We start from the raw sequence: 24,624 nt of genomic DNA, 5'->3' as shown, positions 1-24,624 counted from the left end.
GGGGTCGCCAGCTATGTTCTGGATTGAGAACGCCGCTCGAACAGGTTGAACGACAGACGGTTTCAGGACTCTACTAATTGTAGCGAGGAATCGACGGCCGCCTGCTAGGGCTGTTCGAAGAAATATTTGAAACTGATGTTCGGGTAAATGGCACGGATATCATTGTCCCCCGCGACGGTAAACATGACTCCAATCGCGCCCACCAATTTGGCTCCCGATTCATAACGGGAAAAGGTGTATTCGAGGCCCGGCTGAAGACCGACGAGGTAGAACCTGGACGGTGTGGTGTTGACTGGGTGACCGTCCAGTCTGGTGGCGAACTGATTCATCGTCGTCAGTTCCAGGAGGTATCCGAATCCAGTTTGCTCATCCAAGACATGTTCGAGCGCCAAATGGGTGAGGAGCAAGTCTCCGCCATACACCGTTCCCGGCTCCGATCCGGAACCCGGGAGGTTGTAAGAGTAATAGACGTTGCCACTGATTCTGAACGGCTCGAGATTTTTACGAAACAGGATCCCCTCCGTCAAAGCGATCGCACCGAATCTGCTGGAAGGAACGCGCGACAGAGGCGTAAATCCTCCGGGGATCGGCGGTGTGCCGAACCACTCGTTCGTCGGGAGTGAAACCTTGCTGTAGAAAGCAATGGACGGACGCCAGGAGTCGGGATCCTGGATGATCGGCCGGTACTTCATGATGAGGCTGGTCGTGCCGATTCCTGCTCCGGATGTTCCCCCCTCCGGATCCGGGTTGTTGGAATGCCAATAGATACCCGAAACGCCTAAACCCAGCATGACATGACTGGTGAGTCCGTAATAGAGAATGGCCACCGGCGTGACCGCATCAGGGCTGAAGGGAGCGGCTGTGTTCTTTGCAGGCGCATTTTGTTCGGACTCTCCGCTCCCGATCATGCCTTGCACGTAAGCACGAACGAACCAGTGTCCTTGGCGGGAAACATCAGCGCTGCCGGTGAGGGTTGTGCCGTGGGTCGGTGGGTTCCAGGCTTGCTGATACTTAGCAAGTTCCTCATCGGTCGGGACCCAGTCCAAAGCAAAACCGGATGAAACGCTCGCAGTCACAAGCAGAACAACCAGGCTCCATCGCGATACCGGTAGACTCACGGCTTTACTCCGTCACGCAGTCCTACCGAATGACCGTGAAGAAGGTACCTGAAACCTGTACGAACAGAAAGTGCGGACATCTCTCTCTGATCGAATTGTGCGTAGACTCTATCTCTCCGGTTCCCCCTGCGCTACAATTACCTCGATGAAACACCCGATCAAATCCAAAGAGGATCTTCGCTGGTTACTCGGCCATACCGGAGGATTTCGCGGCGGCTACGTGACCGATGTGCAGATGTCCAAGCGGCGGCTGTACGACGAAGGATCTGGTCGTGAGGTGTTGGCTGACACAATGGTCTCGGTCGTGATCCGCTATCGGATCCGCCAGGTAGCGCGGGTAGCCAAGCTCACGATGGAGGGAGTAACCGATTTTTCAATCTTCGAGCAGGAAGGCGCCGATTGCTCGACGCTCAGCATCATTCAGGCGGAGACGGCGGGGGGAAAATTCCGGTTCTGGTTCGATCCCCAAGGAGAACTCTACGTCGTATGTGACCAGGCAGAACTTGAAGAAGTAGCGATGCCGTTGAACGACGTGCCATCGCGCGAGTCGGTGGCGCAATGGTCGTTTCATAGCGAGGCAGCGGAATGGCCGACCTTGGATTGGTTACTCGGAGAGTTGGACCGGGCGGGCTTACCCTGTGCATGGCGTGATGCCAAAGCCGCCAGAGGCCGGCATGCTGCGATTCAATGGGAAGGTAATCTTGTGCCGACGTCAGGCCGTGGTTCGGCAAGAGCAAAGGGGATCCACGTGGTGCTCTACGGCCCGCTCGACGGCCCGGGGTTCGGCCTGGTTCTCCAGGTCGTCGGCAATCCGAGCAAGGTGACATCCCGTGTCCTGTCACATGTCGCCGACGCGATCGTCCAGCGCTATGCGGGTCAATGTTTGGTGGGCAATACGATTATCCCGGGAGAAGAATGGCTGAGTTGGAAATTACTGGAACAGCGGCGGTGGGTGGATGCGTAGAAGATGCGAAGAAAGACCGCAGGGTGTTCAAAAAGGGCGTCTGTTTTCCACCCGCCCAGCCCGAAACGCCGAGACGCTTCGTTCCGCGACCAGCCGCAGTAAGCAAGAAACTGAGGCGCACGTTGTCTGGTACGTCGAAAGTCTGAGCGATATGAGAACGAAGCTGACGGCTTTTTCAAGGCCCTGTTATGCGGTGGCTTGCTCACTCGAGGGTTCAGTCGCGTGGTATCCGTTCAGGTGTGAATAAACCATTGAACCGCTTCTCACGCCATTGACATGTTTGGGTTCGACTTCATGCCCATTCTTCCCATTCACACATTCGACGAGGGCCCATAAGCGGAGCGGGTTGACCTTCTGTTTGCGGGCCACGTGCAGGTCGGTTCCCTCCAGAACGGTGTCCAGCGAGAGGTCGGTTCGCCATCCGAGGTGCTTGGTGATCGGCGAAATCACTTTTTCCACCGCGGCGATGATCTTGTTGCCGTTGCTGAAGTGGTTCAACATGATGATCCGACCGCCGGGCCGGCAGACGCGAATCATTTCGTTAACCACCTTGCGATAGTCCGGCACGGCCGTGACGACGTAGGCGGCGACGACCGTATCGAAGCTGTCGTCCTCGAATTCCATCGCACCGGCATCCATGCGATGGAGTTGCACATGGCTCATCCGGTGTTCGGCCGCCCGCTGCCTGGCTTTTTCCAGCATCCCTTCTGAAAAGTCGATGCCGACGATCTGGCAATGCCTGGGGTACATGGGAAGCGCCAGTCCGGTGCCGATCCCCACCTCAAGGATTTTTTCGTCCGGCTGCACGTTCAGATTCCTGATCGCGGATTCACGTCCTTCGTGGAAGACCTTCCCAAAGATGTGATCGTAGACTCCGGCGTAGGATGTATAGACGCGTTCGACTTTCTTCAGATCCATGCCACCTCCGACCCCGCACCTCATGCTACCTGCGCTCCCCGATGAGGCAGGGACGAGACGACAGTGCAAGGCAGTGGGGGAAAATCTGTAACGGCGGAGCACCTGAATGGAGCGAGGAGACCCGCCAACTCAAAACAAACGGGGCTACTCTAGCCAACTCATGGCACTGAGTCAACAGTTTTGACGAGGTCGCCGCTTGATTCATCGTTGGCGCCTATGGGATAGGTACGGCCATGCTGCTCGCGGGCGCGTTTGCCGGCCTTTTGTTCCTGGGATTGATTGTGAGCGATTGGCTCTACTTCGTCCGCTTGACGCCGGATGCCGTACGGTATGGCTGTACGATCGCTCGCCTGCAGGATCACCTCCCTCAACTTGAACGTTCCGTGCTCGTCCAGCGATTTGATGGCAACGGCGCGCTGGTCTTGCCTCATGGGATCGCGCGGTTCTTTCCGGAGACGAATCTCATCGGGCTGCGTCCCCGCTACCGTCTCTTTGCCGTGGGGTTTCGAACCGCCTGGCCGATCAAGGGATCAGTTCAGATCACGACCGAGCCGGGGCGTGTCGGCCTGCTCTGCATCAAACGTATTCCTTGGTCCTCGGCGTTGCTGACATTGGCGTGGTTCCTCGTTGTGATTGGCGGAACCCTCACGTTCTTCGCGTCGTATGTTGCTCAGGGTGGCTTGTCGTCTCTCAGCGGAGTGGTGATGGGTCTTGGCATCACGGCGCTCGGAGCGATGGTCATCGCGTTCGGCGCGCTCGTCGTGGTCTTGGCCTATCGTTTGGAGAACGGCCGGCTGACGCTCGTCTATCACGAACTGCGCGAAGCCCTCGAGTCGCCGGCTATGCTTTGAATAGGTTAAGGAACTGGTCGTATTCCGGAGGAAGATCGAGGCTCGCTCGATTGCAAGCCAGGCCGGCAATGATGCCGCGGTGCTTCTTGCTGAGACCGGACGACTGGAAGGCGTGGCAAAAGTATTGCCAACGCAAGGAGGAATCGGCGGCTATGCGTGACTGCTCCGGTTTCGGCAGGGCACGGACGGCAGTCGTGAGGGCTCGGATCGCTTGCTCCACACTCTCGTACGGGGGCGCAAGTTTCAGCCGCGCGTAGAACGTCTCGAGGTGAGTGCGGAATTCCTCGCGCAGCTGATCGATCGGGTCAGAAGGTGAGGGGGTGGCTTCAGACATCGTGATGAAGCAGATGATACGGTAGGATGATTCTTGGACACAACAGAAGAGCGATCATTTCTTTACATCTAGCACGACGAGGAGGGCACGTATGAGAGAGACTCGATGGCCCGTGTTATGGCTGGCAGGTCTGTTGGTGTTCGGTGGCTGTTCGTCTTATCACCATCACGGGATGATGGAAAGTGGTAAGACCGATGCCTACTGGCAGAGGGGCCAACAGGACATGGAGACGTTGGTCGACCGGACCGTAAAGGATCAAGACAAGGCGAAGCAGGTCAAGGCCATTGTCGGTGAGATCGTCACCGAGTTGAAAGCCGGACGCGAACAGGAGCGCACCTATCATCGCCAGCTCTATACCCTCAACGCCAGTTATACGGCATCCCCCGAAGAGTTCACGAAAATCCTCGATGACGCATACAATCAGCGCATGCGGACCGGGACGAAAATTCTGGGTCTGCGCTTCAAGATGAAGGAGTTGATGACGGCCGACGAGTGGAAGGCCTTATCCGATCGAATGCTTGAGTACAGCAGCCGCTACCAGCAGGGGGGCGCGGGAGCGAAGTCAGGTTACTAAGAAGGTCAAGGTTGAGGCTAAGGTTGAACGGGAATGAATCAGAGTGCACTCAACCTCAGCCTTGACCTCGGCCTCAGCCTGCTGCCGGGGGCGCAGGCTTGAGTGGAAGGGGAACCCAGGTTGCTCCGGCGTCGATCGATCGATAGAGGCCGCTTCCGTTCGTCCCGACATAGACCGTCTGAGAGTTTTTTGGCGCCATCGCCAGGGCCCTGATATTGAGCGTGGCGAGCCCCTGGTTCATGGCCTGCCAAGTCTTTCCACTGTCTTTGCTCTTCCAGACTCCCTGCGGTCCGCCGATATAGATGACGGATGATTCGGTGGGATGAATCAGGATGCTGCTCACGAAGGGATCGGGGAGGCTTTGGCCGATCCGTTCCCAGGATTCCCCTCGATTCTGCGTGCGAAACAGGCCCTTTGTCGACCCGGCATAGACGATATCGGGATTTACGGGGTCGATTTCGATGACGTTGACACCCAAGGCCATCGACGCCATGAGTTCCTGTTCCGGAATCAGGCCGTTGTTGATTTTCTTCCAAGACGCCGCCGCGTCGTCTGAACGGTAGATCCCGCCTGTGGTTCCGGCGTAGAGCACCGTCGGGTCCTTATGGTTGATTGCGATGGAGACGACGATGTGCACCTCCTTCATGCCGTTCATCCGCTCTCCCCATTCACGGCCTCCGTTATTCGTGAGGAAAGCGCCCACCGTCGTCGCCGCGTAGATCTTTTCGCTGAGTGCCGGATGGAAAACGAACTGGTTCACGAAGGAGACGTGCTCTTTCAATCCGACATTGTGGGGCAACCAGTGTTGGCCGCCGTCGGGACTCTTGTAGACCGCATCGCCCATCGTGCCGGCGTAGATCGTAGCCGGCAGCTGCGGATCGATGGCGACGGTCGTCACACGTCTCGCACTGAAACTGGGGAACCGTTCCCAGGTTTGCCCGCCATCGCGAGATTTATAGACGGCATCGTTGGTGGCCACGTAGAGAATGTTGGGATTGGTCGGATGCAACGCGATCGAGACGATCGCCTCGCTGTCTTTCGTGCAGCCGAAGCTGAAGAGCAGGAGCGCGAGGGAGGCGAATGTGGCGGCAATGTGAATCAGCATGACAGTTGTGGACCTAATCACAGGGGTCGCCGTTGAGTCAAGGATGGAGGTGGGATGGGCTGGTCAGTCCCTGTGCTCGCGGAACGCGACACACAAGAGAAGGAACGTAGTCCATTGGTCTCCTGTGCTCGCGCGACCCGCACGCAAGATGGGGCGGAGCGGCATGGTTGTCCTCTTGCTCCCGGAACGCTGGTGGAGGGCATCTAGTTAGTCGCTTGCTCCCGGGCACGTACGCAAAGTGGCTTTTATCCCGTCGCCAAGAACCATCCAATGGCTCCGGGTCGAACAAGTTCTGTTTGGCGGTGCTCGCCTGGGAGAACGGCACGTCTCGGCGTGCCGATGGGCGGGCGGGCGAAAAAACACTGCGCGCAGTGGGAGACCAATTGGGGCACCCCCTAAGAAAGGACCAAAGACCCCAGGCGCCCCGTTCTCCACGTTACCTGCTGATCGCATTAGAACCCGTAATAAATGACTTCGTGGCCATATCTCATTGAAACGGCGAACAGAATAGCGCTATGCTCGCAAAATCAATTGGCGTGTTACACAGACAGATAGTGGCGGATCCGGCTTTTACGCGGATCGGCCTAAACGTTGTTGGGCGTCACAGGCCGCCCAGCGGCATTAATACCTACGCTCGGAAGGAATATGGCAATGATCGGTGTATTTGTAACGTTTCGCTACGGAGACAATTTCGATGAGCAAGCTGTGCGGAAGATCGCGGCGACAGCACGCGCGAGGTTTGAGGGAATGCCTGGATTACGTTCCAAGGCCTTCACGGTCAACTCCGGAAAGCGTGAGGCCACGAACTTTTACGTTTGGGACTCAGAGGACGCGGCCAAAGCCTTTTTTACCGATGCGCTTTTGGAGCGCGTAACAGGTCTCTACGGCGTACGCCCTAGCGTCGAGTTCGTGCAGATTGCCACGCTCGTGGAGAACGCTCGCGCGTGACGCCGCCAAGAGTCGCGGCACGGGAAGCATGACGCCTAACCCCGCGTTTGAGCGGACGGCCCGCCGCTCAACTCACTTGTTCGCCGAAGGCGATGGCGAAGACCGTTCTTGTTTTCCCCATCCCCCTCTAGATAGTGACGGAGACGGTGAATTCCCTGCGACTTGCGCTGAGGCACGGCGCTAACGGTGCGAGGCGTGGACAGCCCTGTCGATACGGTCGGCTGGCGACAAATATTCCCTTCACGTTTGATCGAATTTCCCTCGACAGATGGTGAGCGCTGCTGGCGACTCGCGAGAGGTTGAAGGGGTGGTCGGAGCGGTCGTCGAAGACGACGGCGAGCACTGTTCTTTTCTTCCCTCCCCCTCCTCTCTCTCTTCAGTGATGGCGGCGACGGTTGCCCTACCTGCGACATGCGCTGAGGCACGGGCACCACACTTGTTGATCAGCTGCGCCCAGCTGCAGGCTGGCGACGTCGATGTTCGAAGTTCCGTTCTAGCGAAGCAAGGAACGGAACGAGTTTCGGCGTCGAGCAGATGGGAAACTTAGTGTGGTCGCGCCGAAGCGCCGGAGCAGGTGGGGCACCGTCCCCGTGACATTCTTACAATTTCTTGGTGAACCGCTCCGCATACCCCGTCAACTCCATGTACCCTTGACCCTTGATCGTCTTACCCTGCGCGACGCCATTCACCTCTATCGCCCCTTCCCAATAGGTGACTTGTGTACTGCGTGAAGTAACGAGCTCTTGACCGGCGAGTTGGGGAATAGTGTCGAGGTCTAGATGCCTGGAAGGAATCACAATGTGCCACCGCTGAGGATAGCGGGCCGTCGATTTGGGGCTCGTCCAGTAGGCGGTGGGCTCCATAGAGAAATCCTTGACCGTCAGGTGCTGCGTCCGGCCGTCGCGATCAACGAGAGTGCCGCTCGAAGCGGGATCGGCTGATCCGTCGGTGCGACGGAGCCGATAAAGCATCAGATCGGTACCGTTCTCGAGTTGCATGCTGAACCAATCCCATCCCACGAGGTCCGGTCCAAGGTCAGCCGAGCCGAACTCGTGGTCCATCCAGGTGGTTCCAGTGACGTTAAATTGCTCGGTCCCGATCGACAACGTGCCGGTGGTGGCGAGCCTGGTAAATGAGTAATAGTGGGACGCTTGTCCCGCAGCGGGCCCTTTGCGACTGATGCCGCCGAGGCCGTGAACGACGAGTGGCTTTTCCGGCGACAACGTGAACTGAATCCCGATGGCACCGTTCGATGCGAGAATCTTCTGGGTGAGCGGAGACGCCATCGGTGATTCGACGCTCCATTGATCAATCCAGACATGGAGGCGGTCCCGCTCGGCGCCGGCCTTGCCCAGACCGGCTCGGCTGATCTGCTCGGCATACTGGAATTGTTCGCCGGCGAAGTCACTGATCGCAAAGTGCGCGAGGTACAGTTGCGTGATGGACCACTGAGAGGGGAGCGTTTTGACCTGGTCGCGAGGGATGCCGCGACGAAAGAAGGTCAATTGGTAGCCGAACCGGCGTCCGTTCTTGGTCGTGAGGTGGCCCGTGTAGTACCACCATTCGGTTCGAAAGTCATCATGGGAACCATGGTCGCGGGGAAACGCATACTGATACCCCGGTGCGGCCAGGCGAAATTCCTGAACCGGATCAGCGGCGAAGAGCACACCTCCGAAACACACGCCGATGCACAGGGCGAAGACCGTCGTGCGAGCGATCCGTCTTCGATCTAACGTTCGTTGAGAGCCGCTACAGTCTGTGGTGTTTCGTTTCATGATGCTTTGATGATGCCGCTTCGAACATGCGTGCACCGAACGCACAATTCACCAATATTGATCATGGTTTTCTCCGCTGGAGGCCGCGTCAACTATGGGCTCGCGCCGTTGACAATTTTGGCAACCATCGGCTATCGTGAACCATGCAGACTGATCATGAGCGCGAGAATCAAGGACGCGAGCCCCAGGATAAATCCCTTCCGTTTCCCATTCCAACTCGAATTCCAATCTTCCCCCTTCCGAATTCCGTCTTCTTTCCCAAGACGTATCTGCCGCTCCATATTTTCGAACCACGCTATCGTCAGATGGTAACCGATGCGGCGATGCGAGACCAGTGCATCGGCATGGTCTTGCTCAAAGAAGGTTGGGAATCGGACTATTATGGGAATCCCCCCATTTTCTCGATGGGCAGCGTGGGCCGGATCGTGAGCATGCAACCGCTTGCCGATGGCCGGTCGAATATCCTGCTCCAAGGCCTTGAGCGATATGAAATCCAGGCCGAGCACTTCGAGCGTCCCTATCGTGAGGCCAGCATCAGGTTGACGCCTCGCGCGACGGGCGGCAGGCTCGATCCCACAGTCCGAGCCAAGCTGGTGCAGACATTGGAGGAGTTTCTCAAGTCGCGCGATGATGCGCCCACCTGGCAGGCGTTGTTCCGGGAAGAAGTCAGCGACGACATCCTCATTAATTCTGTGTCGACATATCTCGAATGCACACCGCTGGAAAAGCAGTTTCTGTTGGAAGCCGAGAGTCTTCACCAACAGGCTCGCCGCCTTGGCGATCTGCTCCATTTCATGATGCACGACCCTCACGGGGCGAAGGGTTGGGGGTAATGGATCGGGCGGTCGCGATTGAGGTGTCTCACCTGTCAAAAACCTATGACGGACACAAGGCCGTCGAGGATCTTTCCTTTCAGGTCTACCAAGGCGAAATTTTCGGACTGCTGGGGCCTAATGGTGCCGGGAAAAGCACGACCCTTCGCACGTTGATCACCCTGCTTCATCCGACGTCGGGATTCGCCAGAGTCTTGGGACACGACACGGTGAAGGATGCGGACGTCGTGCGACATTTGATCGGGTACGTTCCGCAGGAGCGGGCGATCGATCGCTTTCTCACCGGTCGCGAACATCTCGAATTGCTCGCGGCGCTCTATCACTTGGCGAAGGACGAAAGCACGAGGCGGATCAGAGACTTGCTCAAGCTCGTTGAACTCGAAGCCCATGCCGATCGTCCAGCCAAGACGTATTCGGGCGGAATGAAGCGCAAGCTCGACATCGCCTGCGGACTCCTCCCGAACCCGAAAATTCTGTTTTTGGACGAGCCGACGCTCGGATTGGACGTGCAGAGTCGCCTTCGTATTTGGGACTATGTGCGCATGCTCAAAGCGCAAGGCATGACAGTCGTGATGACGACCAACTATCTGGACGAAGCAGATCAATTGTGCGATCGGTTGGCCATCATTGATGCCGGAAAGATCAAAACGCTCGGCTCGCCGACTGAACTCAAAGTGGGGCTGGGTGGCGACATCGTCGCGCTGACGATTCACGACGCCACCCGACTGCCGGCCCTGGCGGGAGCGATCAAAGGATTGCCGGCCATTCGTACGGTCAACGTCACGGCCCGCGGGCTGGATATCCGGGTCGAGTCGCCGGAGAAGGTGCTGCCGACCATACTCGAGACGGCCAGCCGTTTGGATTGTCGCGTCGAATTCATCGAATACCATCGCCCCCGGCTCGACGACGTATTCATGGCCCACACCGGCCGCCGCATTCAGGACGATATTTCTGCAGAGGAGGGGAGTACGTGATGCGCTATGCGTCATACAGGGGAGGAACGTGCCTCATTACCCTAACTTCACGCTTCACGCCTCACGTGTCACAGTTCAACAAGCTCGCTGTCCCGAGCGTGGTCGAGGGACGCTTCATGTCATGAAAGAGTACTGGCAAGAAATCAGTGCCTTGACGATGCGGTGGGTGCGGCGCCTGAGCCGAGAAAAATTCAGCATGCTCTTCACGCTCGTCCAACCGATGCTGTTTTGGTTGATCTTCTTCGGCAACCTGTTTCAGCGGGCGGCCGATGCCCAGGTGACGCAGGCTCCGAACTACATCAGCTTTCTGGCGGCAGGGGTCGTGGTCATGACCGTGTTGAACAACGGGTTGGCCGGAGGGGTGGATCTCCTCTTTGATAAGGAAAACGGGTTCTTGGAACGCCTCATGTCGACGCCGATCCATCGGACCTCCGTCATTCTGAGCCGGTTCATCTTCGTGATGACGATCACGTCGCTGCAAGTGTTGGTAATTCTCGGCGTGGCGTTCCTATTCGGCGTTCAGCCGGCGACCGGACTTCTCGGAGTTGCGGTAATATTATTGATAGGGATGATGTTCGGGGTAGGGTTGACGGCGATTTCGATGGCGATGGCCTTTTCGGTCAAAAGCCATGGGGACTTCTTTTCGGTGCTGGGATTTCTGTCGCTCCCGATGATTTTTCTGAGTTCGGCGTTGGTGCCGTTGGCGGCCATGCCGGGCTGGATGGGGTTCTTGGCACGATTCAACCCGATGACCTGGGCGATCGATGCGGTGCGGCCGCTCATTCTCTCGAGCTGGGCTGAAGCCCTGCCGCATGTAGGGATGGTAGTCGTCGTGATGGTCATTTTTGACGCGCTATGCTTATATGGTGGGGCAAGGGCCTTCCGGCGGGCGATGGGTTAGCAGGATGACGGACGTGCGGGCCGGCGAGATGGAAGAGCAAAGAGGGAGGATCTTCGATGCTCGTGAATGAAAGTCAAATTCGCGCGTTGATCCGCCTGTTGGCGGACGAAGACGAGAAGATCGTGAGAACGATCAGCGGGAAGCTGGTTGATATCGGCACGACGGCCGTGCCGTTGCTGCAAGAGGCCGAGATCGAACAACCGGAAATGGCGGAGCGCATTGCATCGGTGCTCGAAGAAATTCGCGGCGGAAGACTCGAAGACGAGCTCGTTCAGCTTGCGACCCTGCCGGATGAGCAAATGGATCTCGAGCGGGGAGCCTTCCTGATCGCCCGCTATGCCTATCCCACGCTGGATGTGACGTCCTATGGACGGCAACTTGATGAGATGGCTCAAGAGGTGCGTGATCGAATCGGTCCTCGTGCGTCAGGCGAAGAGACTGTGAAGACGCTGAATCGCTATCTCTTTTCGGAGCAGGGATTCAAAGGCAACACCAAGAATTACTACGAACTCGAGAACAGCTATCTCAATTGCGTGATCGACCGACGAACGGGGATTCCGATCAGCCTGTCGGTGGTCTATCTGTTGATTGGGAAGCGTCTCGGCCTTCCGGTCCACGGCATCGGCATGCCGGGCCACTTCCTCGTGAAATACGAGTCAGAGCGATACAAGATTTTCATCGATTGCTTTAATGGAGGCGCGCTCCTGACCGAGAAGAATTGTCAGCGCTTCCTCACGGAAGCCGGCTATGGGTGCGACGACAGATATCTCCAACACAGTCCGGTCCGGGCGATTTTGTCGCGCATGATCAAGAATCTACTCGCGATCTATTCCAAACTCGACGACCCGATCAAAAAGACTCGGCTGACGACCTTCATTGAGCTTCTCGGATCGGATAGTAAAGAAGGTGGGTTGTAGAAGCGGGATTGTTAGAGCTTGATGGTCAGCCGGTCCCGCGCAAGGAGAATCTTCCCGCCGTACGCCTCTCCCGCCTGGGTCTTGACGTCGTACCGCTCGGCAATCGGATAGAAGTGGGACAATATCAATCGACCGATTCCCGCCTCCTTCGCAACCTGCCCACATTCCCCCGCATGGAGGTGAACCGGACCAGGTCGATTGGCCGGAAAGGAACAATCGAGCACCGCCAGGTCTGCGTCTCCGCAAAGCCGCACGAGATTGTCGCAGTATTGCGAATCGCCTGAATAGGCGAGGGTCTTCCCCCCGTATTCGATTCTGTACCCGAGACAGTGAAGATCCGGACTGTGAGTCACGGTTCGTGGAATCACCTTTGTCTTTCCGATCCAGAAGGCTCGATCCGACACCTCCTTGAAATGGACCGCAAACCGCGCCTCCTTGAATCCCGGTAACGTGGCGAAGAGGCTTCGGAACAGCCGGGTGGTTCCATGAGGACCGATCACCGTGAGCGGAGGCCGCCGGCCTTGTTGATATTTCGTAAAGATCATGGCGTCGAAGAAGAACGTAATGAAGTCGGAGAAGTGGTCTGCATGGTAGTGGGAGAAGAGAATGTGTGTGATGCGATGCCGGTTGACGCCGGTTTTGAGTAAATTACTCAGCGTGCGAGGCCCGAAATCCAACAGCATCGTATGGTCGGTCCGGACGAGATAGCCGGCGGCTGCTCTCCTGGGATGCACGTTCGTTCCGGAGCCGAGAATAGTCAGGCGCATTGGTTCAAAGAGGCCTAGGCTAAGGCTAAGTGAGGAAGCGACTGTTGCATTTATCTTATCTTGATTGTCGGCCTCAACTTATTTCTGAAAGCTATCTCGCAGGCGCGACAACAGCGAACTCAGCGTCTCCGCGTCCTTCTGGCTGAGTGCCCGTTCGAAAAAAGGTCGCAGGAACGCGATATGCGCGGCGAACGTTTTCCGAAATATGGCATCACCCTTCTCGGTAAGACGGACCCTGATGCGTCTGCGATCGGCCTCGACATCGTCGCGGCGAATCAGGCCCTTCGCCATGAGCCGGTCCAGAACTCCCGTTAATGTCCCCTTGGTCACGAGAGTTCGATGAGAGAGTTCCGAACAGGTCATGCCGTCGGTATCACCCAGCGTCGCGATCACATCGAATTGTGACGGAGTCAAGCGCAAGGAGCGAATGTGACGACTGTCGGTCCGCCAGAAGGCCAGGTAGGCTTCGACCAGCGGACGCAACACTTTGAGGCAAGGGTCGTCCTTCAAATCGGGCAAGTCCATGGAGAGAGAATAGTCCGCGTTAGAACGATCGGTCAAGAGGTGGGATAGGGGACCAATAAAATTCATAGAGGGACACCCATTGGCCTCCTGTGCTCGTGCAACGCGCGGTCTGTTGGAAAAGTGGCATCTCGGCGCGCCAAGGGTTGGGTGAGGGAGAAAGACGCGCGCACGTGAGGATCAGCTGGGCTGCCCTGAAACGAAACGTAACGTCATATTGGCAAAACCGTTCTGTATGTTCAGCCGCTTCAATATTCGAGTCGCAAGGTCATCTAACGCTCGATGTGCGAGAGCATCGATGTTCCCAGTTTGCAGCGAGGGGGCTGCTCCGTTGACGAGGCAAACACCGGCTCCCTATGATGCTCATCCCATGGCCCCTCGCACGCAATCCGGGCAGGCGAATCTGACGGCCATCTTCGTTCTGATTGGGATCGTGATCACCTCCGTCTGGGTCTGGAAGCGCTTATCGCTTGAGACTCAGGAGTATCTTATCGACCAAGCGATCCCGATCGCGATAGCCGGGTTTGCACTTGCTGCCGGAGTGTTCGCGATCATCCGTAAGATTCGCCGCAACCGTACGAAGCGGCGGGCTCGTGCGCGATTGATCGAGGCATTTGAGCGGGAATCCTTGCCGGACAAGAAGTTGGATCTGGCCTTTCAATTGATTGAATTCAACGATTATCGGCTCAAGGGTCTCGAGGTCATCGCGCCGATGTTGAGGGATGTCTTGGTCAACACGCTCCAGCGAGCGGTCGGGGACAAACAACACCGGATTCGCGGTATGGCCGCCAGTCATCTCGGTGTGTTGCAAGACATAACGGTTGTACCGCTATTAATAAAAGCACTCGAGGACGACCATGCGTATGTCCGATCTTGCGCCGCCTTGGGGCTCGGGCGGGTGCGGGCCTTCGATGCGAAGGAGCGGCTGACGGCTGTGATGGAACAGGATTGGGATCAAACAGTTCGGAGCCGGGCGCGGGAGGCGTTGGAGCGGCTCAAGGGGTAATCCCTATCGGGCCTGCGTATCGTCATGGGTCCATTCGAGCAAGACAATCTCTGGCCGGCAATTCAAACGGAGTGGCAGAAAAGACCAGCCGAGACCGCGATTGACGTAGAGCCGGCGTTCTCGTGCACGCTGCAGCCCTTCGATGCGACCATTGCATCCGGGTGGAAGCCAAAACGTCGGTACCCCGGGGAAGCGCCATTGCCCTCCGTGACTATGTCCGCAAAGGATGAGATCCACGTGATGGTGCTCTTCCAGCTGTTCAAGGATGTTGGGCGCATGGGCTAGTAACAGGGTATAGCGTCCCTCGGTCCGAGGAGGAAGGCAGTCCAGATCCGCTCGGTGGAGCGATGGATCGTCGACTCCCACGATGGCCAACTCACCTTCATCGGTTGGAATGAAGACGGTTTGATTGACCAGGAGCGTGAGCTTGTGCCGATCGGCGAGTTCAGCGTAATGATCGATCGGCACGCCGCTATAATGGTCATGGTTTCCCAGTGTCATGAATACCGGGGCGATCAGGCGGAGCTGCGCGAGGAAGCGGAACAGATGCGGCAGCCCTTCCGGAACGTTGAGGAGGTCGCCCGTAATGAAAATCCAGTGGGGGCGCAGCTCCCGGACCATGGTGACGATCATGTCGTGGCGCGGAAGGTAGTGATCGAGATGCAGGTCGCTCAGGTGCACGGCTCGTCGGCCAGCCAGAGACCTGTGCCGGTCACTGAATTTGGAGACAGCGTGGTTGGTTAGCCCGAATTCCCAGCCGGGCATCAGGCTGAAAAACCGGTAGAACGGCTCGCTCATCCAGCTGCCGATTGTTGCTCGCGCACGATCCGGCCATGTCATCCTGCGGCGACTCATTTCATGACCCGGTCCAACTCGGCTCGATCGGCGGGCGTGACGCGATAACCCCGTTCATAGAGGCGGCCCATGCTGTTCATCAAACTTTCGAGGTTGCGGGCCCAATACCAGGTATCGAATCGGTCGGTCAGCGCTTCGGCGTGTATCGAGGGGGAATGAGCCGCATCATACGACAGCGTGAGCACGTGAAACAGATCTTCCAACTCGGCGGAGCTGTAGAGGCCGTCATCGTCACGGTCGCCGACCAGTGCGAATTCGTAGAAGGTGAGACTCAGGGAGAGGAAGGTTTGAGTTCTACCGAAGTCTTCACGCACCGCGTCCATTCCACCGGGGTAATGTTGGCGACATTCGTCTTCGCTCAGGGCCAAGCCGGCCTGTTTCCAGTCGATGCGCTGCGCGGGCGGTGACGGTGCGGGTTTCTTTTCTTGCTTATAGAACCACTTGGTACAACCGCTGGCTTTTGAGAATGCTTGTTTGTCATGTTCGATTTGCTGCTGGATGTGGTGAGTAAACTTCAGAAAGACGTCAGCGGTGCCGGAAATTGCTTCGGGAGCGGGTGTCGCAAAGCTACTTCCAATGAGCATAAGTCCGATGGCACAGGTTTTGGCTCTGGTAGGATGGATGGCGACTTTTGCCACGAACCGTGGTCCAGGCAACATGGCCAAAGTATACCATGATGATGTCGTTTGCTTTTGTACATCTTGACCGTGGCCGACGCTCCTTTCCCGAACAGGCCTAAGCATCTAGAAAGAAGCCGGGAAATCACCGATGGACCCTTTTCTTACAGCTTCGATTCCGGGAGTGGGAGGGCGGATCAGAACCACGCCTGAAGATTTTCACGTGGTCGAACGTCCTCTCTACGCACCCTGCGGGACGGGCGAGCATCTGTATGTGAGAGTGACGAAACGGAATCTTTCGACGCCGGATCTTGTGCGACGTTTGTCTTCAACGTTAGGCATCAGGACCCAGGCGATCGGTGTGGCTGGACTCAAGGATGCGCGTGCCGTGACCACTCAGATGGTTTCGCTCCATGGAGTGGATACGCAGCATGTCATACGGATACCGACCGATGATCGGCTGTTGGCGATTGAGGTGCTGGGCCGGCATCGGAATCGATTGCGGACCGGCCACCACGCCGGCAACACCTTCCGCCTCGTGATCCGAGATGTCGCTCAACATGCGGAAGAGACGGTCCCGCTCATCGTGGAAACGCTGCTTCGCCGAGGAGTGCCAAATTATTTTGGGCCGCAACGGCAAGGACGGGAGGGGGACAACTATCTGACCGGAGCCTCGTTGCTCATCGACAAGGCTCGACGGGAGAAAATGAGCCGAGCCAAGCGCATGTGGTACCTCAATAGCTATCAGTCCCATCTGTTCAATCGGATGGTTGCCAGGAGGATCGATCGACTCGATCGGATCTTGACCGGGGATTGGGCGATGAAAGCCGAGAACGGCGCGTGTTTTCTCGTGGAAGACGGCGACCGGGAACAGCCAAGAGCCGATCGGTTTGAAATCAGTCCAACCGGCATTTTGTTTGGCTCTCGCGTCTCCTGGGCTGAGGGCGAACCGGGCGAGATCGAACAGGCGGTGTTGACGGAACAAGGTATGAGCAAAGAGCAGCTCATCCAAGCAGCGAAGGAATGCGGGTTTCGCGGCGAACGACGATCGCTCAGGCTCCAGCTTCTGGAATTGGAATGGTCTCTCAAAGGATCAACGCTCACCCTCTCCTTTGCCCTCCCACCTAGTGGCTATGCCACGAGCGTGTTACGAGAGCTCATGAAAACGCCTGAGATGTCAAGCAGTTCGTTGCGCTAGAGCCCTCACACAGGCTCGTCGAGGTGTTGTCAGCCATCTGTCCCCTGTCCTTGCGCCTGGGTGGTAGAATTTCACCAGACCCGTCAATCTGAGGCTTTCTCCATGACGTCCCACCAGGAAACTGTCATTCTTCGTGGCCATATCATCGATTCGCTGATCCTGGCCAAGGTCTTGGACACGATTCTGATGATGGGCGGGTCATTCGATCTTGCGGACGTCCAGATCGGTAAAACGCGTGAAGAATCCTCTCGGGCCAGAATAATCGTGCGCGCGGGAACCGCGCAATTACTCAGTGACATCTTGCACCGGATTCAGCCCCATGGAGCCTCGGTCGAACGTGAGGCCGATTGCCGACTCCAGCCGGCTCCAGCGAACGGCATTTTCCCCGAGGAATTCTATGCGACCACACATTTGCCGACTCAAATACGGCTCCAAGGGCAATGGGTGGATGTCGAAGGGACTGAAATGGATCTCGGCGTCGCTGTCGAGCCAAAGAAGGCGATCGCCCGAACCGTGCCTATGGGAGCGGTAAAACGGGGAGACCTGATCGTCACGGGCCGAGAGGGAATCCGCGTCACGCCTCTGGAACGACCGCGCGACCGCGACGTATTCGGCTTCATGGAGTCGCAGGTGTCCGCCGAGCGTCCGCACCGTCACGTCATCCACGATATCGCCAAACGCATGATGTCACTGCGCGAAGGGTTCCGCCAGGGCCGACCGGCATCCAAGGTTTTGCTGGCCGGAGGGCCGGCCATTATCCATGCGGGCGGACGCGATGCATTGACATGGCTCATTGAAGAAGAATTCATCCACGTCCTGTTTTGCGGGAATGCGCTGCCAGCCCATGACATGGAGGTCGAATTGTACGGCACGTCACTCGGGTATGGGCAGCAGGCCGGACGAGTTGTTCCACATGGACACGAACACCATCTGCGGACGATTAATCGAATCCGCGCGATCGGGAGCATCGACGCTGCCGTGGAGTCCGGCGTGATTAAGGGCGGGATCATGGCCGCTTGCATCAATAAACACGTCCAGGTCGTCATGGCTGGAACAATCCGCGATGATGGTCCGTTACCTGGTGTGATCACTGACTCAGTCAGGGCCCAGGAGGCCATGCGAGCAGCGATCCCCGGGGTCGGATTGGCCTTGCTGGTGGCCTCCACGCTCCATGCCGTGGCGACCGGTAATCTGCTGCCGGCTACGATTCCTTCCGTGTGTGTCGATGTGAATCCTGCTGTGCTGACGAAGCTGGCCGATCGGGGGAGTTTCCAGGCCATCGGCTTGGTGATGGACGCCGCTTCGTTTCTGCGCGAACTAGCCCGAGAATTGGGTTGGACCTCATGAGTCGTCTGCTGGTCTGTCCCCCCGACTATTTCGGCATCGAGTATGAAATCAACCCCTGGATGCGCCGATCGAATACCGTGAACCGAGACCAGGCTGTTCGACAGTGGCATGGTTTGATGCAGGTTCTCGAGCAAGATGTTGGCGCCGTGCTGGAACGTATGAATCCAGTGCCCGGGTTGCCCGATCTCGTTTTCACGGCGAATGCCGGCCTCGTGGTGGGACGCCGAGCCGTTCCCAGTCGATTTCGTTATGCCGAACGACAACCGGAAGAGGCGTGGTTTGAAGACTGGTTCCGCACGAACGGGTTCGAGGTCTTGTCGTTGGAAAAGGAGTTGTTCTTCGAAGGAGCCGGCGATCTCCTTGGGTTTCCTGATGCATGGTTCGGGGGGTACCGTCAACGGTCAGAGATCCGAGCCTTTCCGTTTCTCAGCGAGTGGTTCAATCGAGAGATCATTCCGCTCGAGCTTGTGGACAGTCGGTATTATCATCTCGATACTTGCTTTTGTCCGTTGAGTGGGGGCGAGCTTCTCTACTTCCCTGCTGCCTTTGATCGATACGGACAGGCGGCGATTGCCGACCGGATCGCACCGCACCAACAACTCGCCGTATCCGAAGCGGATGCGCTCAAATTCGCCTGTAACGCGATCTGCGTCGGAAAACACGTGGTTCTTCCCGCCGGATGTGCCGGGACCGAACGGCTCCTTGAGGAGCGAGGCTATCGCCCCCACCCCGTCCCCCTGAGCGAGTTCATGAAATCCGGTGGGTCCGCTAAGTGCCTAACACTGGCTCTTGATTGAATTGGGGCTCGGAGCAAGAGGCAGGGGGCCAGAGGCGATGGGATTTGATCCACGACCGGCCTCTCGCCCCTCGCCGCGAACCTCTTGCCTGCTATCTCTTTCTGAACAGAAACGATGCGTAGAGGCCGGCGATGGCGATCGTGACGAGCTCGATCGTCAGGAGAAGACGACTCACCACCGCGTCGGGGGTCGGGGGATCCAGGATGAAATGCATGCTAAGAAAATCCGGAGCCTGTGACGGAGGTGTTTCCCACGGCGGAAACAGAATCGCAAGGACGAGCACCCCCACCATCCCATAGAGTACTTGAAGGTTCAGAGCCTCCGGCGTGGTATCCCTTGGTGTGGAAGGGGTCGGTGGTGCGTCATCGAACTGTCGTCCGCAGCCGACACAATAGCGATTCAGGTCTGCCTGTTGTCGCTGGCAGGAGGGACAGGTCTTCATCGGTCGTTTTCCTGCAGATCAGTAATTCTCCGCCAGACTCATAAGCTACACGGACCAGCATCGGTTTGCTAGTTGGAATTTGGGTGGGGAGAATCGGGATCAGAAGTGATAGGCGAGTGCCAACGAGACAGTGACGACGCTATAGGTAGCTCTGAAACCGAAGGGGTCGGCGTTCGGGTTACTATCGTTGGAGGTGTAACCGATTCGCGCGAGATTGTACTTGCCTTCCGTCGACAGAGACCAATGCCTCGTGACGTAATAGCGAAGTCCAGCCTCCGCATTCAATCCGATGGCGGTTCCCGATTGGCCTGGGGGTGCCGTTGGGCCATTCAGGTGGGCGAAGAATAGCGCGGGACCGACACCCACATAGGGCTGAAGACGTTGTCCCGGATAACGAGCGAGTAACGTCAACGGCGACCACATAATCATGCGCTGAGTAACACCTGCCAAGATGGGGCTGGTCACCGGAGGTCCCCCAGGACCGCTAAAGGTAATTGAGCTTTGTTTGATGTGCGGGTTCGAATAGGTGACCTCTGTCTCGACCCCAAGCCATCGAATCCGCGTGAAGTAGTGTCCGAGTTTCGCGCCGACCATGGGAGAATTCTTCAGGGGTTGGTCGGAGATGTCGAGTCCTCCGAAACCATCTTGCGTCACTTTTCCATTACTCAAACTCTGTGGGAAAGCGTAACCGACCTGTCCGGCAAAATACGATTCCGCCTCTACAGTCGACGGCTCGATGGTGCTTTGCGCAAGGAAAAACAGGAGGAAGACACCTACGAGCAGCGCCGTGCTGAAGCGAACGGTCTTCATGGGGATCCTCCGAATTCCATCTCGATACACTTCCATCCTAAAGGCCGACCGATCGAGCGCGAAGGGAAATGTGATATCCAGACGAACTGGAGCAAGCCGTGTGCCAATCTAGGCGCGTTGCTAACGCTATATGTGGGATTGCTTATGAGTCAGGGCAACGTTGACTGTAGGGTGATTGGTGCATTGGTGGACAAGCCTGTTCGTTGACAGGGGAAAACCAGCTTCCTATAATCCGCGCGGCTAGCACCAGTTCGGAGAATCCACGCTGCCCACTGACTACACGCCACTTAGGGCATCCTACTCATCATGCCAGCTATGAATCGGATCACGGTGATCGGTGCCGGAGCGTGGGGAACGGCACTGGCCAAGCATTTGTCTCAGAAAGGGCTCTCCGTCCAACTCTGGGCCTACGAGAGAGAGGTCGTCGATGCGATCGACCTCGCGCATGAGAACTCTCGGTTCTTACCTGGTGTGGCGCTGCCGCACACGCTGAAGGTCACCAATTCCTTGGTGCAGGCAACGGAAGGATGCGAGACCATCCTGTTCGCGGTTCCGTCGCACGTCGCTCGAACGGTTATGCAACAGCTGGCCCCCGTGCTTTCCGATGAGACACCCATCATCAGCGCGACCAAAGGGGTTGAAGAAGATACGTTGAAGCTGATTACTCAAGTTATGGAGGATGTGCTTCCACGATCGTGTCACCAGTCGTTGATGGTGTTATCCGGGCCAAGCTTTGCGACGGAAGTCAGTCGAGGGCAACCAACCGCGCTGTGTCTGGCGGGAAAAAACATCGCGGTCGTCAACCGATTCCAGTCGATTTTGATGTCATCGACATTGCGCGTATATGCGGACCACGATGTGATAGGTGTCCAATTGGGCGGCGCATTGAAGAACGTGATGGCGCTGGCGGCCGGGATCGTCGATGGGCTTGGGCTCGGCCACAACGCGAGAGCAGCATTGATCACCAGAGGCTTGGCGGAAATGGTGCGTCTCGGCACGGCCATGGGGGCCGATCCGCGCACGTTTTACGGGTTGTCGGGGGTCGGCGATCTGGTCTTGACCTGTACAGGGGCCTTGAGCCGCAATCATATGGTTGGTATGCGATTGGGGCAAGGGGAGCGGCTGGAGGCAATCCTGAGTGGGATGCATGCCGTGGCTGAAGGGGTGCGGACCGCCAAGGCGGCACAGGGGCTCGCCCTTCGGCATCGAGTGGAAATGCCGATTGTGCAGGAAGTGAACGCCGTGTTGTTCGAGGGGAAATCCTGCCGTCGAGCTGTCACTGACTTGATGGAGCGAGAAGCCAAAGCGGAGAAGGGTGCATCGTGAGTCCGACGAAGCTCCGACAGCTCCTCGCCAAGGTCCGGAGCGGCACGCTCTCGATCGAGACGGCGCTAAAACATTTGCGCACCCTGCCGTATGAAGATTTGGGGATTGCCTCTCTCGATCACCATCGGTCGTTGCGTCAGGGATTCCCGGAAGTTATTTTTTGTGAGGGGAAAACACCGGCGCAGATTCGCGTGATCGCGCGATCCCTGTTGAGTCACCATCGTCCGTTCCTAGCCACACGCGCAACGAAAGAGGTGGCGACGATCATCAAACGACTCGATCGCCGCGCGGTCTATCACGAGGCGGCGCGGATCGTGGCCATCCGAGAACTGAACCGACCCCGACGCGGTCATGTCCTCGTCATCACGGCCGGGACGTCCGATATCTCGGTTGCAGAAGAGGCGAAAGTTACGGCTGAGGTGATGGGGAGTCATGTCGAAACTCTCTACGATGTGGGAGTGGCGGGGATCCATCGCTTATTGGAGCGTCAGCATCGCCTGATCGAAGCGAAGGTCGCAATCGTTGTTGCAGGAATGGACGGAGTCCTGCCGAGCGTCGTTGGAGGATTGGTGGATTATCCGGTGATCGCCGTGCCGACGAGCCGAGGCTACGGGGCAAGCTTCGGCGGGTTGGCGGCCTTGTTAACGATGCTGAATTCCTGTGCGGCAGGTGTCGGAGTGATGAACATCGATAACGGTTTCGGAGCCGGGTGTTTGGCGCATCGCATTAATGCGCTCGGAGTACAAGGAGCTGTCAGCCATCAGCAATCAGCACGGTCGAAGCATCCCCCTCTCGGTCACTGACAGCTGATCGCTGCACGCTACCTGACCTCTATCGTGCCTCGTTTCGGCCACGAGACCATGATCGTCCGCGGTCCCTTCTCCCCGTTCTCCAGCAGTTTCGCCCGAACTTCGAATGCATAGATGCCCGGTACAGCCGGTTGTTTCTTGTGGTCGAAGCCATCCCATGTCAGCACGAGCGAGATTCGCGGAGGATCGGCTCCGCCCGTGGTGGTATGGGGCTCTACTGGTTTTCGAGTGTTGAGAAACCGGAGGGATGTTTTTGAGGGAGAGGTGACGAGAGACGAAAGCTCGAGGATGGTCCCCCCATTCAATTCCTTGGGCAATTGAATCACCGCAGAAAACTCCAACGCACCGCCGGCGATCGTATAGGGATTCGGCGTGACTTTGAGTTCGAGGATTTTCAGCTCCGGCTCTGGACGGGGAATTTGCGGCTTGGCTTTGGCCTGCACCTCCGTCGTGGTCGACAGGGCGACTGTGGCGCAGAACAGAAATGACAGTCCGCGCCATGTCAACGAGCGAGAACACAATCGGTGCCACCGGAAGGGCTTGTACCAGGTGTTCATAACAGGGATGAGAAAAACATCTCCGACAGTCGCGGCGCTGAGGGGATAACACAGTACCGAGATGCTGTCAACGATCGTTCCGCGCAGATTGCCGTTCCAGAGCGCCTTGGGTAAGATGGCTCCGCGGGATTCCGGCTGAACGACTGAAAGGCTTGTCAGTGGGAGCGCATCTTCATTTCGACTGTTTCTCTGGTGTCAGTGGGGACATGGTCCTCGGCGCCCTCGTGGACTTGGGGGTGCCATTTTCACAACTGGTGAAAGGATTGGGTAGTCTGCGTCTGCCAGGATTCACTCTCAAAAAGCGTCGTGTCCGGCGAGGGGCGTTGCACGCAACAAAGGTCAGCGTCATCGTCCGCAAAGGGCTGCATGAACCGCTGCCATTAAAGCGCATCCATCACATCCTGACAGCCAGTCGTTTGCCCGAGACCGTGAAGGAACAAAGCTGGGCTGTCTTCGAACGCCTCGCAGAAGCCGAGGGGCAGGCGCACCGAGTCGCGAAGGCCAAGGTGCATTTTCATGAAGTGAGCGTGTTGGACTCGTTTGTCGACGTCGTCGGGGGGGTGTTGGGCTGTCATCTCTTGGGTGTGACCCGGATTACGGCCTCCCCTGTCAACGTGGGTGGAGGAACAGTGCAGTCCATCCACGGAATTCTCCCGGTGCCGGGGCCGGCGGTCGCGGCGTTGGCGAAGGGCATTCCGATTTATAGCGCGGGGCCGAGGCGGGAGCTAACAACGCCGACAGGTCTCGCACTACTGAGAACACTGACGTCGGAATTCGGTCCCATGCCTGCGATGATGCCAACAGCGGTGGGGTATGGAGCGGCAGACTGGAATCCTGACGACTGGCCGAACGTGTTGCGTGTGTTTTTGGCGCGATCAACCGCCCGAACGGGACGTGAACAAGATACGATTCTCCAGATCGAAACCAATCTTGATGATGTGAACCCCCAGACCTATGAACATGTGATGGAGCAGTTGTTTACCCGCGGGGCGCTTGATGTGACGCTTACTCCGGTCATCATGAAACGGGGTCGGCCCGGAGTCCTCGTGACGTGTCTCGTGGCTCCCGCGGATGTGGATCCGGTGCTCGACGTGCTGTTCATGGAGACGACGGCCTTGGGAGTGCGGGTTCAACAGATCAACCGGCAGATTCTACCGCGGCGTTTTCTCTCGGTACGAGTGCGTGGCGGTTCAGTCAGGATCAAAATTGCCGCAGCGGACGTGACGAAGGACAAGGCGGCGCCGGAGTACATTGACTGCAAGCGGATTGCGGACCGGACGGGACGACCAGTGAAGGATGTGCTGGAAGAAGCGATGGTGGCGTTCGCCAAGAGCAAGGCCGTCAGGAGCAAGAATTGAC

General features: G+C 57.6%; 28 protein-coding genes. 16 read left to right on the top strand and 12 right to left on the bottom strand.

The window, feature by feature from the left end; all coding sequences use genetic code 11:
* Positions 1-104 precede the first annotated feature (104 nt).
* Complete coding sequence (locus tag VEI50_14760) at positions 105-1,118, bottom strand: hypothetical protein (protein HXX76388.1); 1,014 nt, start codon at positions 1,116-1,118, stop codon at positions 105-107.
* Positions 1,119-1,263: 145 nt separating this feature from the next.
* Between VEI50_14760 and VEI50_14755 the strand changes: the two genes are divergently transcribed.
* Positions 1,264-2,082, top strand: coding sequence for a hypothetical protein (locus tag VEI50_14755; GenBank protein HXX76387.1), 819 nt, complete (start codon positions 1,264-1,266; stop codon positions 2,080-2,082).
* A gap of 186 nt (positions 2,083-2,268) precedes the next feature.
* Here VEI50_14755 and VEI50_14750 read toward each other — a convergent pair whose 3' ends face one another.
* Entirely contained in the window at positions 2,269-3,000 is a 732-nt protein-coding gene (locus tag VEI50_14750) for a methyltransferase domain-containing protein (GenBank protein HXX76386.1), read from the bottom strand.
* Positions 3,001-3,233: 233 nt separating this feature from the next.
* Between VEI50_14750 and VEI50_14745 the strand changes: the two genes are divergently transcribed.
* Entirely contained in the window at positions 3,234-3,851 is a 618-nt protein-coding gene (locus VEI50_14745) for a hypothetical protein (protein ID HXX76385.1), read from the top strand.
* Here VEI50_14745 and VEI50_14740 read toward each other — a convergent pair.
* Positions 3,841-4,185, bottom strand: a complete 345-nt coding sequence (locus tag VEI50_14740; GenBank protein ID HXX76384.1) for a hypothetical protein — start codon at positions 4,183-4,185, stop codon at positions 3,841-3,843. The two genes, VEI50_14745 and VEI50_14740, sit on opposite strands and share 11 nt — an antisense overlap.
* A gap of 91 nt (positions 4,186-4,276) precedes the next feature.
* On the opposite strand from VEI50_14740, the gene VEI50_14735 reads away from it, so the two are divergent.
* A complete protein-coding gene (locus tag VEI50_14735; GenBank protein ID HXX76383.1) occupies positions 4,277-4,759 on the top strand; it encodes a hypothetical protein in 483 nt (160 codons plus the stop codon).
* Positions 4,760-4,832: 73 nt separating this feature from the next.
* On the opposite strand, the gene VEI50_14730 is transcribed toward VEI50_14735, so the two are convergent.
* Positions 4,833-5,864, bottom strand: a complete 1,032-nt coding sequence (locus tag VEI50_14730; GenBank protein ID HXX76382.1) for a hypothetical protein — start codon at positions 5,862-5,864, stop codon at positions 4,833-4,835.
* Positions 5,865-5,918: 54 nt separating this feature from the next.
* Between VEI50_14730 and VEI50_14725 the strand changes: the two genes are divergently transcribed.
* Positions 5,919-6,071 (top strand): hypothetical protein, encoded by a 153-nt coding sequence (locus VEI50_14725; GenBank protein ID HXX76381.1) that lies wholly within the window; start codon positions 5,919-5,921, stop codon positions 6,069-6,071.
* A gap of 438 nt (positions 6,072-6,509) precedes the next feature.
* Positions 6,510-6,812: a YdhR family protein gene (locus VEI50_14720; GenBank protein ID HXX76380.1), complete on the top strand. Its 303-nt coding sequence runs from the start codon at positions 6,510-6,512 to the stop codon at positions 6,810-6,812.
* A gap of 599 nt (positions 6,813-7,411) precedes the next feature.
* On the opposite strand, the gene VEI50_14715 is transcribed toward VEI50_14720, so the two are convergent.
* Complete coding sequence (locus VEI50_14715; GenBank protein ID HXX76379.1) at positions 7,412-8,587, bottom strand: lipocalin-like domain-containing protein; 1,176 nt, start codon at positions 8,585-8,587, stop codon at positions 7,412-7,414.
* Positions 8,588-8,730: 143 nt separating this feature from the next.
* Between VEI50_14715 and VEI50_14710 the strand changes: the two genes are divergently transcribed.
* The 4 genes from VEI50_14710 to VEI50_14695 all read left to right on the top strand — a co-directional run bounded on the left by VEI50_14710 (position 8,731) and on the right by VEI50_14695 (position 12,212).
* A complete protein-coding gene (locus VEI50_14710; protein ID HXX76378.1) occupies positions 8,731-9,420 on the top strand; it encodes an LON peptidase substrate-binding domain-containing protein in 690 nt (229 codons plus the stop codon).
* Positions 9,420-10,394, top strand: a complete 975-nt coding sequence (locus VEI50_14705) for an ATP-binding cassette domain-containing protein (protein ID HXX76377.1) — start codon at positions 9,420-9,422, stop codon at positions 10,392-10,394. The genes VEI50_14710 and VEI50_14705 overlap by 1 nt, the downstream gene beginning before the upstream one ends.
* Positions 10,395-10,515: 121 nt before the next feature.
* Complete coding sequence (locus VEI50_14700) at positions 10,516-11,295, top strand: ABC transporter permease (protein HXX76376.1); 780 nt, start codon at positions 10,516-10,518, stop codon at positions 11,293-11,295.
* Between the two features lie 56 nt (positions 11,296-11,351).
* Positions 11,352-12,212, top strand: coding sequence for a transglutaminase-like domain-containing protein (locus VEI50_14695; protein ID HXX76375.1), 861 nt, complete (start codon positions 11,352-11,354; stop codon positions 12,210-12,212).
* Between the two features lie 11 nt (positions 12,213-12,223).
* Here VEI50_14695 and VEI50_14690 read toward each other — a convergent pair whose 3' ends face one another.
* Complete coding sequence (locus VEI50_14690; protein ID HXX76374.1) at positions 12,224-12,979, bottom strand: MBL fold metallo-hydrolase; 756 nt, start codon at positions 12,977-12,979, stop codon at positions 12,224-12,226.
* A gap of 78 nt (positions 12,980-13,057) precedes the next feature.
* A complete protein-coding gene (locus VEI50_14685) occupies positions 13,058-13,504 on the bottom strand; it encodes a MarR family transcriptional regulator (protein HXX76373.1) in 447 nt (148 codons plus the stop codon).
* Between the two features lie 367 nt (positions 13,505-13,871).
* On the opposite strand from VEI50_14685, the gene VEI50_14680 reads away from it, so the two are divergent.
* Positions 13,872-14,507 carry a HEAT repeat domain-containing protein gene (locus VEI50_14680; GenBank protein ID HXX76372.1) on the top strand — a complete coding sequence of 212 codons (636 nt, stop codon included), beginning with the start codon at positions 13,872-13,874 and terminating at the stop codon, positions 14,505-14,507.
* A 3-nt stretch (positions 14,508-14,510) separates the two neighbouring features.
* On the opposite strand, the gene VEI50_14675 is transcribed toward VEI50_14680, so the two are convergent.
* Together VEI50_14675 and VEI50_14670 are read right to left on the bottom strand one after the other, a co-directional pair.
* A complete protein-coding gene (locus VEI50_14675; GenBank protein ID HXX76371.1) occupies positions 14,511-15,347 on the bottom strand; it encodes a metallophosphoesterase in 837 nt (278 codons plus the stop codon).
* Between the two features lie 11 nt (positions 15,348-15,358).
* The gene (locus tag VEI50_14670) at positions 15,359-16,021 is read right to left on the bottom strand and encodes a hypothetical protein (protein HXX76370.1); all 663 of its coding nucleotides are present in this window, start codon (positions 16,019-16,021) and stop codon (positions 15,359-15,361) included.
* A 109-nt stretch (positions 16,022-16,130) separates the two neighbouring features.
* Here VEI50_14670 and VEI50_14665 point away from each other — a divergent pair, with 109 nt between their 5' ends.
* The 3 genes from VEI50_14665 (at position 16,131) to VEI50_14655 (ending at position 19,321) form a co-directional block, all read left to right on the top strand.
* A complete protein-coding gene (locus VEI50_14665) occupies positions 16,131-17,177 on the top strand; it encodes a tRNA pseudouridine(13) synthase TruD (protein ID HXX76369.1) in 1,047 nt (348 codons plus the stop codon).
* Between the two features lie 102 nt (positions 17,178-17,279).
* A complete protein-coding gene (locus tag VEI50_14660; GenBank protein HXX76368.1) occupies positions 17,280-18,524 on the top strand; it encodes a TIGR00300 family protein in 1,245 nt (414 codons plus the stop codon).
* On the top strand, positions 18,521-19,321 hold the full coding sequence (locus tag VEI50_14655; protein ID HXX76367.1) for an arginine deiminase-related protein: 801 nt from the start codon (positions 18,521-18,523) through the stop codon (positions 19,319-19,321). Before VEI50_14660 ends, VEI50_14655 begins: the two co-directional genes overlap by 4 nt.
* A 91-nt stretch (positions 19,322-19,412) precedes the next feature.
* On the opposite strand, the gene VEI50_14650 is transcribed toward VEI50_14655, so the two are convergent.
* Both VEI50_14650 and VEI50_14645 read right to left on the bottom strand, forming a co-directional pair.
* The gene (locus tag VEI50_14650; protein HXX76366.1) at positions 19,413-19,763 is read right to left on the bottom strand and encodes a hypothetical protein; all 351 of its coding nucleotides are present in this window, start codon (positions 19,761-19,763) and stop codon (positions 19,413-19,415) included.
* A 99-nt stretch (positions 19,764-19,862) separates the two neighbouring features.
* Complete coding sequence (locus tag VEI50_14645) at positions 19,863-20,573, bottom strand: outer membrane beta-barrel protein (protein HXX76365.1); 711 nt, start codon at positions 20,571-20,573, stop codon at positions 19,863-19,865.
* A gap of 306 nt (positions 20,574-20,879) precedes the next feature.
* Here VEI50_14645 and VEI50_14640 point away from each other — a divergent pair, with 306 nt between their 5' ends.
* The gene (locus VEI50_14640; GenBank protein ID HXX76364.1) at positions 20,880-21,899 is read left to right on the top strand and encodes an NAD(P)H-dependent glycerol-3-phosphate dehydrogenase; all 1,020 of its coding nucleotides are present in this window, start codon (positions 20,880-20,882) and stop codon (positions 21,897-21,899) included.
* Positions 21,896-22,702, top strand: coding sequence for a nickel pincer cofactor biosynthesis protein LarB (gene larB / locus VEI50_14635; protein HXX76363.1), 807 nt, complete (start codon positions 21,896-21,898; stop codon positions 22,700-22,702). Before VEI50_14640 ends, larB begins: the two co-directional genes overlap by 4 nt.
* Positions 22,703-22,719: 17 nt before the next feature.
* Here larB and VEI50_14630 read toward each other — a convergent pair whose 3' ends face one another.
* Positions 22,720-23,265 carry a hypothetical protein gene (locus tag VEI50_14630; GenBank protein ID HXX76362.1) on the bottom strand — a complete coding sequence of 182 codons (546 nt, stop codon included), beginning with the start codon at positions 23,263-23,265 and terminating at the stop codon, positions 22,720-22,722.
* Positions 23,266-23,423: 158 nt separating this feature from the next.
* On the opposite strand from VEI50_14630, the gene larC reads away from it, so the two are divergent.
* Positions 23,424-24,623 (top strand): nickel pincer cofactor biosynthesis protein LarC, encoded by a 1,200-nt coding sequence (larC, locus tag VEI50_14625; protein HXX76361.1) that lies wholly within the window; start codon positions 23,424-23,426, stop codon positions 24,621-24,623.
* Position 24,624 lies beyond the last annotated feature (1 nt).

It is taken from the genome of Nitrospiraceae bacterium (assembly GCA_035623075.1).
Classification (GTDB): domain Bacteria; phylum Nitrospirota; class Nitrospiria; order Nitrospirales; family Nitrospiraceae; genus DASPUC01.
The sequence above is the reverse complement of the archived record's forward strand: the minus strand, read 5'-3'. Positions and strand labels throughout refer to the sequence as shown.